Annotated in this window: 13 protein-coding genes; 4 read left to right on the forward strand and 9 right to left on the reverse strand. The window is 38.1% G+C overall.

Annotated elements, in window-relative coordinates; genetic code table 11:
• Window positions 1-2 precede the first annotated feature (2 nt).
• Window positions 3-3,005, reverse strand: coding sequence for a hypothetical protein (locus UABAM_RS31985; RefSeq protein ID WP_151972204.1), 3,003 nt, complete (start codon window positions 3,003-3,005; stop codon window positions 3-5).
• A gap of 37 nt (window positions 3,006-3,042) precedes the next feature.
• Window positions 3,043-3,990 (reverse strand): hypothetical protein, encoded by a 948-nt coding sequence (locus UABAM_RS31990; protein ID WP_151972206.1) that lies wholly within the window; start codon window positions 3,988-3,990, stop codon window positions 3,043-3,045.
• A 147-nt stretch (window positions 3,991-4,137) separates the two neighbouring features.
• On the opposite strand from UABAM_RS31990, the gene UABAM_RS31995 reads away from it, so the two are divergent.
• Together UABAM_RS31995 and UABAM_RS32000 are read left to right on the forward strand one after the other, a co-directional pair.
• Window positions 4,138-4,677 (forward strand): SH3 domain-containing protein, encoded by a 540-nt coding sequence (locus tag UABAM_RS31995; protein WP_151972208.1) that lies wholly within the window; start codon window positions 4,138-4,140, stop codon window positions 4,675-4,677.
• Between the two features lie 131 nt (window positions 4,678-4,808).
• A complete protein-coding gene (locus UABAM_RS32000) occupies window positions 4,809-5,603 on the forward strand; it encodes a hypothetical protein (RefSeq protein ID WP_151972210.1) in 795 nt (264 codons plus the stop codon).
• On the opposite strand, the gene UABAM_RS32005 is transcribed toward UABAM_RS32000, so the two are convergent.
• Both UABAM_RS32005 and UABAM_RS32010 read right to left on the reverse strand, forming a co-directional pair.
• On the reverse strand, window positions 5,600-6,547 hold the full coding sequence (locus UABAM_RS32005; RefSeq protein WP_151972212.1) for an AAA family ATPase: 948 nt from the start codon (window positions 6,545-6,547) through the stop codon (window positions 5,600-5,602). The genes UABAM_RS32000 and UABAM_RS32005 overlap by 4 nt on opposite strands.
• A 2-nt stretch (window positions 6,548-6,549) precedes the next feature.
• A complete protein-coding gene (locus UABAM_RS32010; RefSeq protein WP_151972214.1) occupies window positions 6,550-7,182 on the reverse strand; it encodes a hypothetical protein in 633 nt (210 codons plus the stop codon).
• A 273-nt stretch (window positions 7,183-7,455) separates the two neighbouring features.
• Between UABAM_RS32010 and UABAM_RS32015 the strand changes: the two genes are divergently transcribed.
• Window positions 7,456-8,040 (forward strand): protein-S-isoprenylcysteine O-methyltransferase, encoded by a 585-nt coding sequence (locus UABAM_RS32015; protein ID WP_229759335.1) that lies wholly within the window; start codon window positions 7,456-7,458, stop codon window positions 8,038-8,040.
• A gap of 162 nt (window positions 8,041-8,202) precedes the next feature.
• Entirely contained in the window at window positions 8,203-9,606 is a 1,404-nt protein-coding gene (locus UABAM_RS32020) for a C39 family peptidase (protein ID WP_173013698.1), read from the forward strand.
• A gap of 185 nt (window positions 9,607-9,791) precedes the next feature.
• Here the strand turns inward: UABAM_RS32020 and UABAM_RS32025 are convergent, their stop codons facing one another.
• The 5 genes from UABAM_RS32025 to UABAM_RS32045 form a co-directional block, all read right to left on the reverse strand.
• Entirely contained in the window at window positions 9,792-10,706 is a 915-nt protein-coding gene (locus UABAM_RS32025) for a toll/interleukin-1 receptor domain-containing protein (protein ID WP_151972218.1), read from the reverse strand.
• Window positions 10,707-11,019: 313 nt separating this feature from the next.
• The gene (locus tag UABAM_RS32030) at window positions 11,020-12,531 is read right to left on the reverse strand and encodes a serine/threonine protein kinase (RefSeq protein ID WP_173013699.1); all 1,512 of its coding nucleotides are present in this window, start codon (window positions 12,529-12,531) and stop codon (window positions 11,020-11,022) included.
• A 1-nt stretch (window position 12,532) separates the two neighbouring features.
• Window positions 12,533-12,985, reverse strand: coding sequence for a DUF1475 family protein (locus tag UABAM_RS34320; protein ID WP_151972222.1), 453 nt, complete (start codon window positions 12,983-12,985; stop codon window positions 12,533-12,535).
• A 190-nt stretch (window positions 12,986-13,175) separates the two neighbouring features.
• A complete protein-coding gene (locus UABAM_RS32040) occupies window positions 13,176-14,042 on the reverse strand; it encodes a fasciclin domain-containing protein (RefSeq protein ID WP_151972224.1) in 867 nt (288 codons plus the stop codon).
• Between the two features lie 235 nt (window positions 14,043-14,277).
• The gene (locus tag UABAM_RS32045) at window positions 14,278-17,787 is read right to left on the reverse strand and encodes a CHAT domain-containing protein (protein WP_151972226.1); all 3,510 of its coding nucleotides are present in this window, start codon (window positions 17,785-17,787) and stop codon (window positions 14,278-14,280) included.
• Window positions 17,788-17,799: the final 12 nt, after the last annotated feature.

Below are 17,799 nucleotides of genomic sequence, written 5' to 3' on the forward strand. Positions count from 1 at the left end.
AATTATAGAACCTCTTTTATTTCCAAAAAAGCAACGCGGATGATACGCAACTGTACATCATCTAGAACAGGAACGTCATTACCACTTTTATTAAAGTCCACGGTGTATTCTACTTGAAATCCTTCTTCTACATTGGTGCTATCCATTGGTAAACCATCGCCATCAAAACCTGCCGTATCGATATCTGTAGGTTCTGTAAAATTTGCAACGGTATTACCCGCGGCATTTTTGATGGTTGTTGTTACATTTACACTTGCGCCATTATCGCTTTTATCAGGGTAGGAACTCCAGTGTAAAGTTCCCAGGCTGCTCTTACGCGGAATGACAAATGTGTGTGTAAAACTCGCGGTGTTTTCAAAACGATTATTCAATTCAACCACAGTTCCTGGATTTGCAAACGTTCTGATGTTCGAAATGGTACCATTTGCGGAAAAGTGAACATTATTTGCAAACTTGAATAGCCCGCGTGCCGCATCCACTTGTGGTCGAAAAAAGCCACCTATGTTAAAACAATCTCTAGGAGCTCTTTCGTTCAATAAACAAAATTCCGGATCATCTAAATTTCCGGGGGTAAAGTCAATATTTTGAATAGCAGTTTCTTTTTCTTCTCCATCAATGGTTATTTGCAGAGGGGTGTCGGGATTTATATTACTCCATGATACCACTATATGGTGCCAAGTATGTGCTTCCCAATTTAAATCGTTTGCCCTTACCACCACATCTTGTCGTGGGATCGGAAAACGAAAACCATTTGCCAATCTTTGTGGTTGCCACACATCGTTAGGTATATCCCAACCATCGGCATTGGTGGTGAAGTGTGTACCTATTGGATTTTGACTCTCATCAAATGTGATGCAAAAATACAAACGGGAAAATCGCAGTTCTCCCAGAGTATTTTTGAAAATATAAAATTGGACACCCTCAGAATTTGCCTGATTGGTGAGATCTCCCTCTTCAGGGTTGTAAGGAGGATTTGGATTTATGAAAGTTGCGCTGACTAGCGCGCTACCAAGTTGTGTGTTGGACGATTCGGTTAACTTTACCCAAAACTCCATGGTTCCTTGGTAATAAGATATTTGCGCTCCTGCTGTCGTATTTTCACCGCGAACAACACCGGCAGGCATTGCTGGTACACTGTGATAACGCAACTGTGCTGGGTCACTAACTTGTCTTATGTCCGAAAAAATTCCATCGTTAACAATATTGTTTTGTGGATCACGTATGTTTGTTCCTATGGACATATCTTGAAGTCCGCCAGGAAAGGTCAGAAAACGTTGTGAGCTACTATTTGGTAATGTAGGGGTACCAGCACGTGAAACGGCAAAATTAGAGGTAAATAGCGCTCCGGCAGGGGTGGTTGACCGCACCTCTGGCTCGATACGCCCAACGTGCTCTTCTGGTTGCCAATTTAAATTTTTAATCACCGCGGGAAAACTAGTTGTATTGCTAAAACTCGGTGAGACAAGTGTTGTGTCTTCAAAATCTCTTTGTGTTGTGTGTTGCAAAATTTCCATAATGGACACATTACTCTCAATGATTGTCTGGGCAACGATGCCCAAATTGGCGTGAGCCATTTGTCCTAGGGATGTAATTTCATAAACTCCCATGGAGGAAAAACTAAACTCTGTTGTGTGCGACCCTTGTAGGGTGGTATTTGAAAATAAGTCTCCCTTTGTGACACGCAGAAATGCATTGTTATTGGGATTGAAACGATTGTCTACATTGTTGGGGTTGAAGTTCGCTTTGAGAGCATCGCGGCAAATTTGTTCCCAAATGGTCGTTCCCAGGTTTTGGTCCGTGATCTCGGGAGATGTTGGATTAGGATGTAGACGTTCAATGATATCTGCATCCAGTGGTAATTCAACACCAACAGTTAGTTGACCATCGATAAATTTATACAGACCGTTCCAATTCTTAAATGGTCGCAATGCACGAAAGCTAATAATTTGATCTGCGATAGCATCTGCGGCGGCTTTATCGGGAATTAAATTTAGTGTGATGCGTACAGGTAACGACTCAATATTTGTTTCATCAAAAATGTCACCGGAGCTGACACTTCCTTCATTTGAACTTTGGCGAACAATGGCAGAGTTATCAATAATAACAGGGGCCGCTTGTAAACCTTGTAGAACACTGGATAAAACCTCGCGAGACGCCAAGTTAATGTTGATGGGACTACGTGCTTCACCAACAAATGTAGGAATGGCATCCGTATTCGGATTTATGTTGATCGCGCGTGATGTGCGATCATCCACCCAAGAATCAGTGGTGATACGGTTAATAAAGCGTTGTTCGTCTACAGTGCTAACACTTAGTGGTAAAGAGTTGATCACGGAAAGTACGTCTTCCATTGACTGCCAACGTCGTGGAAGTGGTTGTGTTATATCTGTATAAAAAGGAGCGAAGTTAACATCGATAAGGGCATCGGCAATGGTCGTGGCGTCTACGCCTGAAAAACCACAGTTTACTGCCAAGTTGCGCACAATACGATTCAGAGTGACATTGGATGGTTGTTGATTACCCGGAACTCCTGACTGTGGCAATGCGATGTGGCTGTTGAGGTTTATTTGGGTGGATGTGTCTATTATTTTTAGTGAGTAACTATCAAGTGTAAAATCACTCTCTTTTAGTAGGCCAGAGTAACGAATAGCTAAAGCAATACCTTCTTCAATCGAAACTCCTGTGCCTTGTCCTGGATCTAACGGGAAGTTTTCACTCATTGCTTCGCGAATATCTACTGATTCGTCATGGGGAAAACGCCACGGCACATCTTGAATATCATTAAAGCCTTTTTCTGAAGCCTCCTCAATTAAGACGGCTATGGCGTGATCTAAACCGGCAAAAGCATACAAACGCGTTGCAACTTTATCTGTATAATTCTGTGATGATTGCCGTTCCATGATAGATAAACGCACAAAAGTAACGCCCGTTGTCGAGAGTACGAGAAGTACTCCTATCGTTGTCATAAGTGCTATCGCTTTGTGTTTTTTACTCGATAATAACATTGTTTGGTTCTCCAGTAAAACGATGTCTTAGAGAAGGCTATTTGGTATTTTCTAAACTTTTTGCTGTATTGCGAAGTAATTTTGATAAGTGATTAATAAGACCTTGTTCTCGGCTAACCCCAAAAGGATCTACGCGGCTTGCATCGCGAACATCTACCTTGACCTTGTGGTACTCATGGATGCGAATACTTAAAATACGAGCATAGCGCAGCAAAACAAATGCAAACTCTTCCAAATTACTATTTGGTTCAGGATAACGCCTACAATATGTTTTTTTATAAAACTTCCGCAACATTGCCAATTCGTTTTTTGTCGGTTCTTGTAATTTTTTTTGTAACCACTTGCGCCATAAAATGGGGGAGAATTTTTGCTGCTTTTTGCCGATAAAAGGGTTAGGTTTTCTATATTGAATACTTTTTTGTACCTCAAGTGCTAGCTGTGCATTCTTGAGTAGTTCTTTGTATAAAGTATCAAGTCGTTGTAAACGTTTTTGGTAAAAGTTCTTTATTTCACGATCTTCTTTGATAAATTCTTTTTCTGTTTTCCAGTAAATACTCTCATTAAATAGATCGTATTTCGCTCCTTTAAAAGAAGATAGCTTTTTACGTACTTTGAGAGACTGACCTGCTATAATTATGTAGATAGTAACCTTGTATTTTCCCGCAAGAACTCTCTGGTAGGGCTCATTGAGAGGTCCACATAAAAGACGAAATGGAAAATATGTTGCCGAAGAATCGGTTGTAAGTTGAAAATTATACTGACTCGCAAGTTTGCCCTGGTAACGAATTTCTAAAATAAGTTTGGCGTTTTTCAAATATTGATGAGAATTTCCACGTATAAGGAAAGAAAACTCATCTCCCCAAGTATAGCGTTTAAATTTAAACTTAGCTTCTTGAACTTTTAGCCAGTCTAAATTTTGTGTATGTGTACAAACCATGAAAACACAAATCAACCACAAACAATTCGCATTTATTTTTTTTAACATCCTAGCACCCCAGCAAAGAGTTTTTGTTTATTGTAAAAATATTATAACAGCAACGAATAGGTGAATAAATAAAAATTTCTTAGGGGGTTATAGGCAACAGACAGAGCGTAGATGGATTAGATCAATTGACGATGATAAGGAAATCAGATGATAAGAGCTATTTTTCTTTTGCTATTTTTAGGTTTATTAAATGGCGAAACTATTTATGTCAAATCAAAATATGCTTCGTTGTACCAAGACCCCAGCAATAAATCTTCCGTTGTAAGAGTGAAAAGAGGTACAGAATTACAAAAACTTAAAAAGGAGCGACGTTGGTTACAAATCAAATATAAAGGTCGAAAACTTTGGGTGTATCAAGGAAAAGTTTCGGTAAAGAAGCCTCCACAAGACAAGAGTTTACTTATAATGAAGGATCGTCAAAATGATATTGCGGCAGGAAGTGCGATACGCGTTTTTCCCCATCAAGTGAGTTCTGCAACCCGATTGTCTCGTCAACTTGGTAGTGGTAAATATGTAAAGTATATGGATTACCACCAGTCTTTTGTTGTTGCCGACAGAAAAGATGCACAAGTTACTGTAGTAAAAGCAAATGGTATAGAAATGAATGTAATAACAACAAAGGATCTTGAACATTTTTTAGCACGTGGAAAAATAGGAGAATACGCGGGTTTTCGCGAGAAGCGCTAATCATAGTGTAGCTACTTGTAGTCTAATGTATGAAAAAGTCGCGTGCGCATAGCCAAAAAATTAGTGATAGTTAGCGTAACATATCGTATGATGAAATATCAAAAATCCCAGTATACAAAAAGGAGTTTTTCATGAATAAATATATCGTTTTGTTCATACTTATGTCCGTTGTATTTTGTGATACAACTACGTATGATGCGTTAGCTAACAATGCCGCGGACTATAAGAAAAAAACAGTAACATTCTCTTTTCGCTATAAAGGTTTACGCGCTCATATTAGCCCTGCGATCATAAATCACGGGATAAGTGAAAAAAAATATATTCAATTGCAAGCCAATGATCTAAAACTTGCTCTTCTGGCGCATAAGAATAGTTCTGTTGATAAAAAGTTGCGCAAAACAGATAGAAATACCTCATTGATGTTTTTGGGAAAGGTGAAGTATTGGAACGCGCGTTGGGGAGATAAATTTTATTATGTGCTTATTAGCAGTGTGCGTGAAGTAAGTGAAGACGAACAAAAAAATACATCCACTTCTGAAAAAAACACAAATGATGAACCAAATCGCAATAAAGCCACAAAAAATCCTACTCTGAAAGAACTTGGCCAACGTCCACAGGATTTCGCAGGGCAAAAAATAGAACTTAGTATCTTATTTCTGAAAACAGCGCAATTCAACAAAGACTACCAGCGAATTTGGACGTTGTCGCGACTGCCGATTGTCTATAATAAAAAACAAAAAAACATCGTCAATATTTTAAATGATGTCCAAGAAAAACATCCCATCAAAGTCAGTGGAAAAATACGGCAGATGCAGATAAGAAATCGTCAGGTGTATGTTCTAGAATTAGACCGAGTCAAAGCGAGTATAAAAGAAATACCACGCGAGCGTTTTATCCGAAATCGTTTTCGTAGACGAAGAAATTAACCTAAACAACGACGTAGAGTATTTTCATCTAGCTCATCTAATGTTTTTATTTTGGTTTGCCGTTGATCGGTAAACACATGAAAAATACGAACATTTTGCGAGGTTGCTTTTCGTATGGATTGGATAAATGGAATGCTATGCGTTGTGATAAAGTACTGGTTTTGTTTATCGAATGCAATTTTCTCTGCCAACATTTTTGCGAAAAGTGGTGGCGCGTTATCTTCTTGGAATACTAATGTCGCATTGCGGTTCGATTCGATCATCATCCAATAAAATGCCATTTTTCTCAGCGTGTTTGACACCAATGAATATGGGAGGTTCGTAACGTCATCCTCCACTTGATTTTGAATTTCAAAGGTACACTGTTGGTGGCGAAATAAAATCCGCGCGTCATGTGTTTTAAAAAGGTTCTTAAAACTTTCTTTATGCTTTTTTTGCGACGCGGTAACATAAAAAAGGTTATTTCCATGTGGAGGCAACAGATATTGCGTAAACAAGTTAGAAAATTCAGATGGATGTATATATTGGTAAAATCTGATAAATTCTAGTTCGCTGCATTTGGGATGTTCCATACGCGAGATTTTATGTTCTATTTTCGACTTATAAAGAGACTCGTTACCTTGGGAGATTGAAAAATCAAAGAACGCACTTGAAGCGTCTGGCTTGAGCGTTGTGTAATATTTTTGCGACTTTGTTTGTAGATGGATGTTCATCTGTTGGTTAAGAATCATTTCATTGTAAAACAGATTTGATGTTTGCTGCGCGCGAATAAAGCTTTGAATATTTGTTGGTTGAACCGTACCACAATAGCTCAAGAAGGCCAATGTTTCTAGTATGTTGGACTTCCCTGAATTTACTTTACCGATAAAAATATTAATGTCTGCGCATGTAATATCTATCTCTTTTATTGATTTAAAATTGCGAATGGTGATATTTTTGATCATACCTACGCTCCATTGACGACGATTTGTCCGTTTGTTTTGTATACTCGGATTGAAAATTGGTAGTATTCTTCGTTTTTAGCGGTCACGTCGTTTACACGTCTTGTGTTAAAGTATGCTTGGTAGTACTCTTCGGTAATTTTTTCTTGTGTTAGACATAGTTCTGATTTGTTATAGCGGTAAGTGCTTATAATTTCACTATTGAGTAAGAATTTGATCAGTTGTGGAAAAACTTCGACGTTGAGAAGAAAAAATTTGCCGACAACATGCTCTTTTTTCTCTTTTACCAATCTAGGTACATCGACAACCAATAATGTACTGAAAAATTTACTATCGACGAAAATGTGCGCATTGTGTTTGCTGGCAAAAAGTACCTGTTCGTCTAAAATAGTAAAATCACCAAAAGTTAATGGCGTGTAGTCATTGGTAATTGTTGTTGCGCGAATGACATTTTTTTGTACATACTTGTATTTGTCGCGCACTCTCTCTAGATATTTATTGCTCTTGAAATCCCATTTTTGAATGCAATCGCTGAAATCGCGTGCCTCTCGCGGGTGTTGCTGTGGGGTTGGAGAGTACATTGCTCTACAGCCACAAATCGTAAGAACTATCACTAGTGTAATGACTTTTGCCTTCATGCTATTTTACTTTCTAACGGAGTTTACTGATGGGTGCATAAAATTTTTCTACGAATTCCTTTACTAGGATGTTATGCAATCATATCTTATAGCATAACATACAATACAAATTTGATCTACCGCGATTTTGTTTGGTCTGGAATCAAACCTCGCGTTACGTTTTGCGGAAATTTTTTTTTATTGCGATAAAGGATCATTTCGCATGTTAGCCTAAATAATACTTAGTGTGGTACAAAAAACAAGTTACATGGACAGGGCCGTAGGAGTTTTGAGTTGAAAATAAATATTTGGGAAATGACGTTTTTGGTGTGCATGGTGGTATCTTTTGTCATACGCATTCCTTACGATAGTAAATACAGAAAAAATACATTTACGGATAATCGCAAGACAAATCTTGAAAAATTTTTGCTTGCGGCCGTTGGCATTGGCATGATGCTGATACCTCTGATCTATATTTTTAGTCGTGTATTCGATTTTGCAAATTACAGCGGCGAATCTTGGATGGGCTTTTTGGGTGTTGGTGCATTTTTGAGTGGTATATACTTTTTTGCGAAAAGCCATGCCGATTTGGGTTTAAATTGGTCACCGACTTTACAGATACGCGAAAAGCATAGTTTAGTAACTGTGGGAGTTTACAAATATATTCGCCATCCTATGTATTCGTCTATTTGGCTTTGGGCAATTGCGCAAGCTTTTCTCCTGCAAAATTGGATCGCCGGTTTTTCTGGCATCGTTGCGTTTGGCCTGATGTATTTTCTACGTGTACCACAAGAGGAAAAAATGATGTTGGATCATTTTGGTGAAGAATATCGCGGTTATATGAAACAAACCGGGCGCGTTTTTCCGCGAATTTGGTAGCGTTGTAAATTTGTAGGAAAAAGAGTGAGTCGATTTCGGCTCACTCTTTTTTTATGCGCTGTTTTGATTACCCAGTCTATTGTTACAAACTTGTTACAGCAAGTGGCGAGAAGAATGTTGTACTCTAGAAATAACAATTACTTCTACCTGAATGGAGAACAAATGAAAACGTATACAACATTACTTCTACTTTTGGCACTTTATTGCCATGCCCACGCTGAGTACAAAAGCACGTTGATTACCGACGTACCGCATATAAAACAAAAGCCGGATTTTTGTGGCGAAGCATGTGCTGCAATGTATTTGCAAAAACTTGGTACAAAAATAGACCAAGACGATGTTTTTAACCTTTCCACTCTGGATGCATCTTTAGGAAGAGGTTGTTATACGCCTGAGTTAGCGACATCTTTAAAAGAAATGGGTTTTAAAGTTGGACGTATATGGTACAAGGCACAAGGCCCCAATTTCAATATAGGCATTCACCAGCAATGGAACAAACTATATCAAGATTTATTGCGTGGGACCCCGTCCATTGTGTGTATGCATTATTCTGATGAGCCACACACCACGGAACATTTTCGGCTAGTTCTTGGATATGATGCAAAAAAAGACACGGTGATCTACCACGAACCAGCAGAAAAAAGAGGAGCTTACAAACGGATGAAGCGCAGTTTGTTCCTAAAACTGTGGCCTCTAAAATACAAAAAAAATTATTGGACTCTTATTCGCATGCCCTTGGTCATTGATTCGCAAAACCTTCCTGTAAAAAAAGCCACGACGCATTTTACGAAAGCGGACTATGCACAACATATCCTACAACTTAAAAAAGATCTTCCGCGCGGGAAATTTACAATTTTGATTGAGGAACCCTTTGTGGTGATCGGTGATGAATCTCCTAGCAAGGTAAAAAGTCGCGCTAAGAACACTGTTCGGTGGGCCGTAAATTTACTAAAGAAAGATTACTTTACAAAAGATCCGGATCACATTATTAACATATGGTTGTTTAAAAACAGGAATAGCTATATGAAAAATACATATCATCTTTTTGGTAAAAGACCAGGTACACCATTTGGATATTATTCTTACTCTGATCGTGCACTTGTTATGAACATTAGTACTGGTGGAGGAACACTCGTTCATGAAATTGTCCATCCATTTATGCACGCCAATTTTCCTGATTGTCCTGCATGGTTTAATGAAGGTTTGGCATCGCTTTTTGAACAATGTGGCGAAAGAAATAAGCGCATAGTCGGTTTTACAAATTGGCGCTTGCGTGGTTTACAGATCGCGATTACCCATAACGAAGTGCCATCATTTAAAACCCTAACAGGTACAACAACATACCAATTTTATAATGAAGACCCAGGTACTAACTACAGTCAAGCGAGATATCTTTGTTACTATCTACAGCAAAAAGGCTTATTACGTGAATTTTATCAACAGTTTACCAAGAACCATAAAAAAGATGTCAGCGGTTATGCTACATTGCAGAAAGTATTAGAAGAAAAGGATATGCATAAGTTTAAAACGAAATGGCAAAAGTTTGTACAAAAGCTTCAATATTAAGACGAACTATTTTGTAACGTAGTTGAGAAGTTGCTGCAAAAACTCGTCTTACAGCAACTTCTCATTAATAACGCGTATCGATATAAGTTGAAACATGATCACGAATATCTTGTCTCCACTTCTTAATACTATGCATAGGAAAGTTTTGTAGAGAACATTTTCCTACGCTCGAGATAGGAAATCTTTTACTGAAGATAGTGCTTTTTTTGTTGACGATTTATGGACGTATATGGTTGTTCAAGAGCTCTAACTTCCCAAGTTGTCTCTGGCGCAAATACATATTTTGCAGGAATAACCAAAGAAAAATCTTCTATGACCAGAGGTTGTTTTTTGTTCGTTTCAAAAAAGACCCACTCCACCAAGTAAGAAAAAGGCTTGACTTGTTTTTGCAGCATAAAATATACGCGGTCGGCGACATTACTTACCATGGTATTCTCGTCGATGACAATGTATTCTTTTAGCTCTAAGTTTGGTAACTTTATGTGTAAGGGAACAGAATAAGAAAACTTACCTTTTTGCTCTTGGTTACTTAGTTGGTAAAAACGACGGTCAACATGACGTTTTATTTCGTCTACGATAGGATTTTCTTGCACGGCTTCGTAAGTTGTATTTTTTATTATGTTGGTAATTTGGGTGATGGCGTTTTGTATGACAGATTGCGTAGCTTCTGAATCTAGGAGAGAAAGTTCAAATTTGGCGAGAAGTTTATTCAAAAATACTTTGAGCGAGTCGACATTGATGAGTTGGTACGCTTCGTACATCGCTAGAGGAAAAGGAATATCATTTAGGCTGTCAATTCCCACACAGATAGGAATGACAAAACTTTTGGGATTTCCCGCCGCGAAACCACTTTCGAAATAAATCCATGGACGATTTAAGGCTTGAGGGGTGAGCACGGCAACAATTGCATCACTAGCTTCTAAATTTTTTTGAATAGTATTGAGCCAAATATCTCCTGCTTCAATTCCACCACTTCCTGACATGTCACTGGAGAACCATATATTGATTTGTTGACGTGTCACTTCTTGAATTAGCTTTGCGAGCACTTGGACAATTTCTTGGTCTTGGTGATAGTGACTTAGTAATATGTTGGGTTTCATTATTTTTCCTTCGTAAATTCAGCTACTAAAATGATTTATTTTTTATCTTCTTTGTTTTCTGCTTTGTCTATTGTTGATCCGTGTATGATGATTGAGTATCAATAAAATGTACAACTCATTTTGGTGAAGTACAAGTAATTGTTACAGTTATTGAAAAAATAGGAGCAAATAATGAGCGCTAGAGTAAGAACTGCAGGAGGATACATTTGACGAGCTTGATGGATGGCGATAAAGAAAATAAAGGTTTGTATGTTCCATGTTCTCGGGAATTACAAAACCATTTTGTTTTATAATTTTGACCGTTATTGGTATTTTATTTTTCAACAAAGATTTCATTGTATAGAGGGTGATCTTTTTTGATGTAGTTGTAACGATTCATGTCGCGGATTTGTCCTTTGAGGAGAGTCGCAGCTTGTGTGTTTCCGACTTCTTTCATTTTTTTGTAAATGATAAGCGATAACTCTATCTTTTTTGAGATCAATTTTTCTAGAGTTAACTTGCAAACATCACATTGTTTTTCATCATAGGCACTGCCATATTCTTCCATACTCGCGATAGATTTATTTAAAAAATCTTGAGGATTGATGTTTTGCGACTGTAGCTTTTCCAATTCCGCTAATATTCTATCTGCTTTTCTTTCGTGTTGTAAGGCCGCATGGTTCTCTTCATAAAATTTATAAATAGAAAAAGCGGTTGTCATAACAAAGGCTGTGACGAGGACCAAAAAGATCTCTCGTTTCCATTTGGCAAAAATTTTTGCTAATTTTTCGGTGGTGGAATACGAATGTGCTTTTACAGGGCTGTGATCAATAAAATTTTGTATGTCTTGTGACATGTCGCTTGCTTTTTGATAACGATCTTGCGGTTGAAAAGCGGTGGCTTTTTCTATTATGGATTGTAGTTCGGGAGGAATGCTGCCAAAAATTCCTTTTTTCGGAAAGGGAATTTTTTTGCCATTACTCGCTTTAAAAACCGCTTCCAAAATATTCGATGCGTCGATCATTTTTTTTCCTGTTACCATTTCAAAAAGTATGGCACCTAACGCGTATATGTCTGTTCGTGTATCTATCTTTTCCCATTCGGCTTGTGCTTGTTCCGGTGACATATAAATAGGAGTGCCCACAATTTTTCCGGTAATCGTTTGAAATTGTCCTTTTTCCTTTAATACAATAGAATTTTCTGTATCTAGAATATCGTGTTTGCTCTCTAAAATTTTCGCTATTCCCCAATCCATTACCATTACTTCACCGAAATTCCCCAACATAATGTTGTTGGGTTTTAGATCGCGATGAATGACATTTTTTGCATGGGCGTAATCAATGGAATGGCAGATAGATTGCATGATTTGTAAAAGTTTATTCAATGAAAAATATTGCTTTTTCTGTGGATCGTTTTTCAAATCTTCTATCAAGTTGTGTAGCGATTTTCCTTCGACATATTTCATGGTAAAAAATAAGTTACCTGAAGCGTCTTTGCCTATGTCGTGGATGGGGACAATATTGGGATGTTCTAGCTGACCAGATATTTGTGCCTCTTCCAGGAAACCTTTTAGAGCCTGCTTTGACTTTTGGTGTTCTTTTAATAGCATTTTTGCTGCAACAACCCGATTTATGTTTTTATCTTTCCATAATTCGACACGTCCCATACCACCGCGGCCTATTTCCTTTATTTCTTCGTACTTCTTCGCCGCAAGGTTTTGTTGCGGATCGTCACTATCTATTTCGTAGCTTGTCCATATGGTATCACCTGGTTTTACAGGGGTTAAGGTATATGGATATATTTTTATAGAGGGTTCTGATGTTGCGGGGGTTTTAATTTCGTCCATTTTATATCCTAGATACGAGTTTTTCGATACCTTCATTTTCCTGCCAGCGTGATATTTGAATTAGCATGTACACTGCAATCGCTATGTTACCTAGGGTTATTATGAAAAGAAACCATAGTATTTTGGCTATAACACTATTTTCTTTGTAAAAAACCCAAATATAAAAGGTGAGAAATGCGAAGTATGCCTCCAACAATGCTGCTAGTGCCCAAGGGTTTGAGATCAGTACTGCATTGGACGCCCATACATTTTCAGATGTGATTATGTTTGTTGTGGCAACAACCGTGGTGCAAAGAACTAAGACGTAGAAAGAAATCAATAGTTTCTTTGTGTACTTTTTCTTATGTTTTAACAAATCGTAAAGATTTGCAAATAGAATGGGTGTTAAAAATAGAACAAAAACGGTGACTATGAAGTACATCCACCATCGTAAAATGTAAATGATCAATTCCATATTGTTTTATCCCTTTGTCAATATGCAGTGTTTAGGGCATTACATGAAATCGTCTTTATTTCGCATTTTTCAGTACATTTGGTGGAATAATCCGCCAGTTGTTGAAAAAACTATTGCAGCCAGAAGTTTTAACAATAGCGCTTCTGGCTGCAAATGTTGATGAACGTCAATTGGACGATATATGTTCTTGCTATGGTAGAACAACAGTGTCAATTACGTGAATGACACCATTGCTGCATTTTACATTGGCAACAACTACTTTCGCGCCGTTGATTGTTACAGCACCGTCTTTAACAACAATGTCTAATTCTTTACCATTGACAGTTTTTACTTTTCCACTTTGCAAATTTCCTGAGTAGACTTTTCCTGCCACTACATGGTATGTAAGAATACCGGTTAGCTTTGGCTTATCGCCAACAAGTGCTTCGACAGTTCCTTGTGGAAGTTTTCCGAAAGCCCCATCGGTAGGAGCAAAAACGGTGAATGGTCCATCACCTTGTAATGTCTCAACAAGTCCCGCTGCTTTTACCGCAGCTACTAAGGTTTTAAATTGATCGTTTCCGATCGCTGTTGTAACTACGTCTTTACTTGGTGGAAGAATCACGGCATCAATCACATGAATTACACCGTTACTACATTCAATATCGGCAACAACAACATTGGCTCCGTCAATTTTCACGCCAGCCTTGTTATCATTTTTGGTTACTGTAACGACGACATCTGCGCCATTAACTGTTGTTACACCTTGGCCATTTTTGGTGACAACGGCGTTTGATAGAACCTTACCCGCTACTACATGATACTTTAAAATAGCTGCTAAACCTTGTGGATCGTTAAGTAAGGCTTCGACGGTTCCTTTAGGTAGTTTGGCAAAAGCTTCATCTGTGGGAGCGAAAACTGTAAATGGGCCGTCACTTTTTAGCGTATCTACTAACCCGGCTGCTTTAACGGCAGCTACAAGAGTGTTGAACTTGCCTGAGGCGACAGCTGTATCTACGATATCTTTTTGACAAAAAGGTGCTACTAATACGATTAGACCAAGAAGAATGTATCTCATTTTTTTGTCCTTTATATTTTACAATGTTGTTGGGTTGCGTTATGTTTGTGATCAATATTCTACATTTCGAATACGATATGAAACATATATACCACATTGTTGTTGAGAATAATAGACAAAAAAAACTTTTTTTGTGAAATTTTTACAACTGAGTTTGAAAAATAGAGTTTGTAATTCCTTGATTGGCTTTATTTTGTGGGACTTTAGTTGTGTATAAAATGTGAAATTATATAAGTTACTTTCTTTGCCTGCGTTGCTGTCTTTCTCTACGAAGTGTTTCGCGTTGTGCTTTTTGTTTTCGTAATATTATGAGCCATCCAACTACAATAGAAGCAAAAACGACCATTACAAATATCCACAGATACATATGTAATGGGTTACGTTTGACAGGTATTACCTTCAATACGCGACGATTGGGAAAAAGACGATCTGATCCGAGCATGACAAAATTTGCCCAGTAGCGGGGATGTGCGTATCTCCCCTCGGCAATACATTCTAACTGTGCTATACGTAGAGCGGATTGAGGGGTGGCGTTGTTTAGGTAATGGTGGTAAAATTTCTTCATCAAGTACAACGTCGCTTTATCACTTGCTGCCCACAAGGAAGATAGGACTACCTTAGCACCAGCTTCTTGAAAAGCGCGGCGCAAACTATACACACCATCGCCCGAGACTACTTCTCCTTCGGAAGTATTGCATGCGGAAAGAGTTACTAGCTCTGTACCAGATAAATTTAGAGATGATACTTCCATGGCGGTCACGATACCTTGTAATTGATCAATATTTGCATCACTAAGAGCTAACCCACAATAAAGCAGAGGGTTTTCGGCTTTTGCTAAATTGGTTGGCGTGGTGGACGTACTTGGTTGTGTTTTGTGATTAGGCAATGCTATTACAGGCTGTTTTTCTAAGGTACCTATTCCTCTACTGCCATTTTTTGCCGTACTTTGTGTTTTTAGAAAAAAACCATGCGTTGCTATGTGCAAAAACCGTGGGGCAATTACCTTGCGAAGGTTTTTTTTATTGGCTTCATTTTCCAAATATACCACGGCGGTTTTTTGCTTTGTTTTTAGCATTTCAGCAAGGGCCAATCCCTCTTTTTTCGTACCTGGAAGCGGTGAAAAATAAATGTCTCCGAAGTGAGGATTCCGTTTTTGTGTGGTATTGGGATTTTTATAGTTGGGGCTGGCAAATATAGTTGGGTTATCCATGGCCACACCATAATCGTCTGTTGTGTAGCTTAGGTAACGAGCTGAGGTTATCATTTGAATGTTGTGTGTCTCTAGTACATAACGGTTATTTTCATCTACCATCGCTTGTAGAGGTAATAGATGTAGTTCGCCATCAGGTATTACGTATATTGTTTGGTAATTTTTGCAGTATTTTTGTAGCGGCTGCCATATTTTTTTGTAAATTTTCTTGGCAATTTTGTTGGGCTTTGTCTCCGAATTTAGTATCTTTTTCCTGTAGTCTTGAATAGACTTTTTTATTGTAGAGAATTCGCCAAATCTCACTAAGTACACTTCGCTCTTTGTTGTAATTGTTGCCAGCAATTGTCGGGATTTTTTGTTATCTAGGTTTTTTATTTGCATGACTAAAAAATCAATAATGATTTCCTGTGGTTTTAACTTTTGTTGTAAAGATTTCACTGTGATTTTACGACTTGCACGTCGAAAGTTGTGATTTAACCTCGCCACCATCCCCTCTTTTTTTTCTATTTCGTTTCTTAAGGTACTGATATTTGTTTGTAGTTGTTGTGCCGAGATATTCTGTGGAGGATTTATGATCAACTGTGAAAGTGTAGATCTTTCACTTTGGAGTTTGCGAAAAGCTTGTTGTATCTTTTTATCTTTGCGTTGGGTGTGAGAAAGTGTGTCAGGGGAAAAATGTAGTAAGATACCTTTGCGGTTGAGGGAGTAATTAACTATCTTTTGTAATGAGGCCGTATCGTTTTTCTGCAGATAAAGAGACAGCAAAACTTCATTTACATATTTGTCTTGCTTTAGGTAGTGACTCTGAGTTTTTTTATCTGTCGCGAGTAATAAGTCATGTAAAGAGTCATTTCTTTTATCAAACCATTTTTGAAGTATATTTTGAGCCTGTTCGTATTTTCTTTGGTTGTAGTAAAGCAGCCCTAGATTACTTAGTGACCCGACCACATCAGGATGCGAATCTCCGAGTTTTTCCTTACTGAGTTTTATGTATTTGAGAAAGAGAGATTGTGCTTGATTATACCTCTTGGAGCTTTTGTAAAGTACCGCTAGGTTGTTGAGTACTTGAAGAGTATTGGGATGACTGTCGCCAAGTGCTTCCTTCATCAACTGTAAACACCGGATATAAATCGCCTCTGCTTTATCATATTTTCCTTTGCTATGGTAAAGCATTCCTAAGTCGTTGAGTGACAAAAGAGTATTCGGATGAGTGTTCCCAAACTTTTGTTGCATGAACTCTAAACTTTTTAACAGCAAAGGCAGTGCTTTATCGTATTTCCCCTGTAGACGGTAAAGTACACCTAAGTTATTCATTGACGATAGGGTGTGTGGATGTGTCTCTTTTAGTTTTTCTCGGGTTCGCTTGAGGCATTTTAGTAGAAAAGGTTCTGCTTTGTTGTATCTCAGCTGCCTTTTGTAAAGCATTCCCAAATTGTTTAAAGCCGTTAGTGTGTCGGGGTGAGCGTCACCTTGAGTTTTTTGTGATAATTCCAAACATTGAAGGAGTAAAGGCTCCGCTTTATCATATCTTCCCTGGGTGTCATAGAGCATACCCAGGTTATTGAGTGATTTTATAGTGTAAGGATGAGAGTGCCCTAGAGTTTCTTTTATGAGTTGTAAACACCGGATGTAAATCGGTTCTGCTTTGTCGTATCGTCCTTGTTGTTTGTAGAGTATCCCGAGGTTATTTAAAGCCGTGAGCGTGTTGGGATGAGAGTCTCCTTGGGTTTCTTGCATTAGCTTTAAACAACGGAGATACAAATGCTCTGCTTTGCTGTATTTTCCTTGTGTTTCGTAAAGCATTCCCAAATTATTTAACGATGCTAGAGTATGGGGGTGAGCTTCTCCCAGAGTTTCCTTTCTCAATTTCCAACATTGGAGATACGAAGTTTCTGCTTTGTGGTATTTTCCCTGTTTGTAGTAAAGTGCTCCTAAGTTGTTTAGAGATAATAACGTACTCTGATGAGAATTGCCCAAGTGTTTTTGACTTAGTTCGAAGCATGTTACCAAAAAAGTTTCTGCTTTGTGGTATTTTCCTTGTTTTTCATACAGTACGCCTAAACTATCTAGCGATACGAGAGTATGAGGATGAGAATCTCCGAGGTTTTTTCTTCGTAACTTTAGACACTTCGTGAGCAATGATTGTGCTTTGTCATATTTTCCCTGTTTGTAGTAAAGCATGCCTAAGTTATTTAGAGATTGTAGGGTGTCTGGATGAGAGTCTCCGAGGTTTTTTCTTTGTAGTTTGAGACACTTCGTGAGCAATGGTCGTGCTTGATTATATTTTCCCTGATGACAATACAAACCCGCTAAATTATTCAAAGCCGTTAGGGTGTCAGGATGAGATTTTCCAAAGATTTCTTTCGAAAGCGCGTATATTTTTTCCGCATATGGCGATGCTTTCGCGTAGGCACCTTTTTCATAGTGTTGTTGATACCAGTTATGCGTTTTTTGTAATTCGTTTATTTTTGTGTTATTTTGCGCTTCGATATTTAATACAAGACAAAAAACTAAGATGAAAATTTCCCATCTCATGTTTGACTCCCT

Origin of the sequence: Candidatus Uabimicrobium amorphum, from assembly GCF_009002475.1 — a bacterium.
In the GTDB taxonomy this organism is placed as follows: domain Bacteria; phylum Planctomycetota; class Uabimicrobiia; order Uabimicrobiales; family Uabimicrobiaceae; genus Uabimicrobium; species Uabimicrobium amorphum.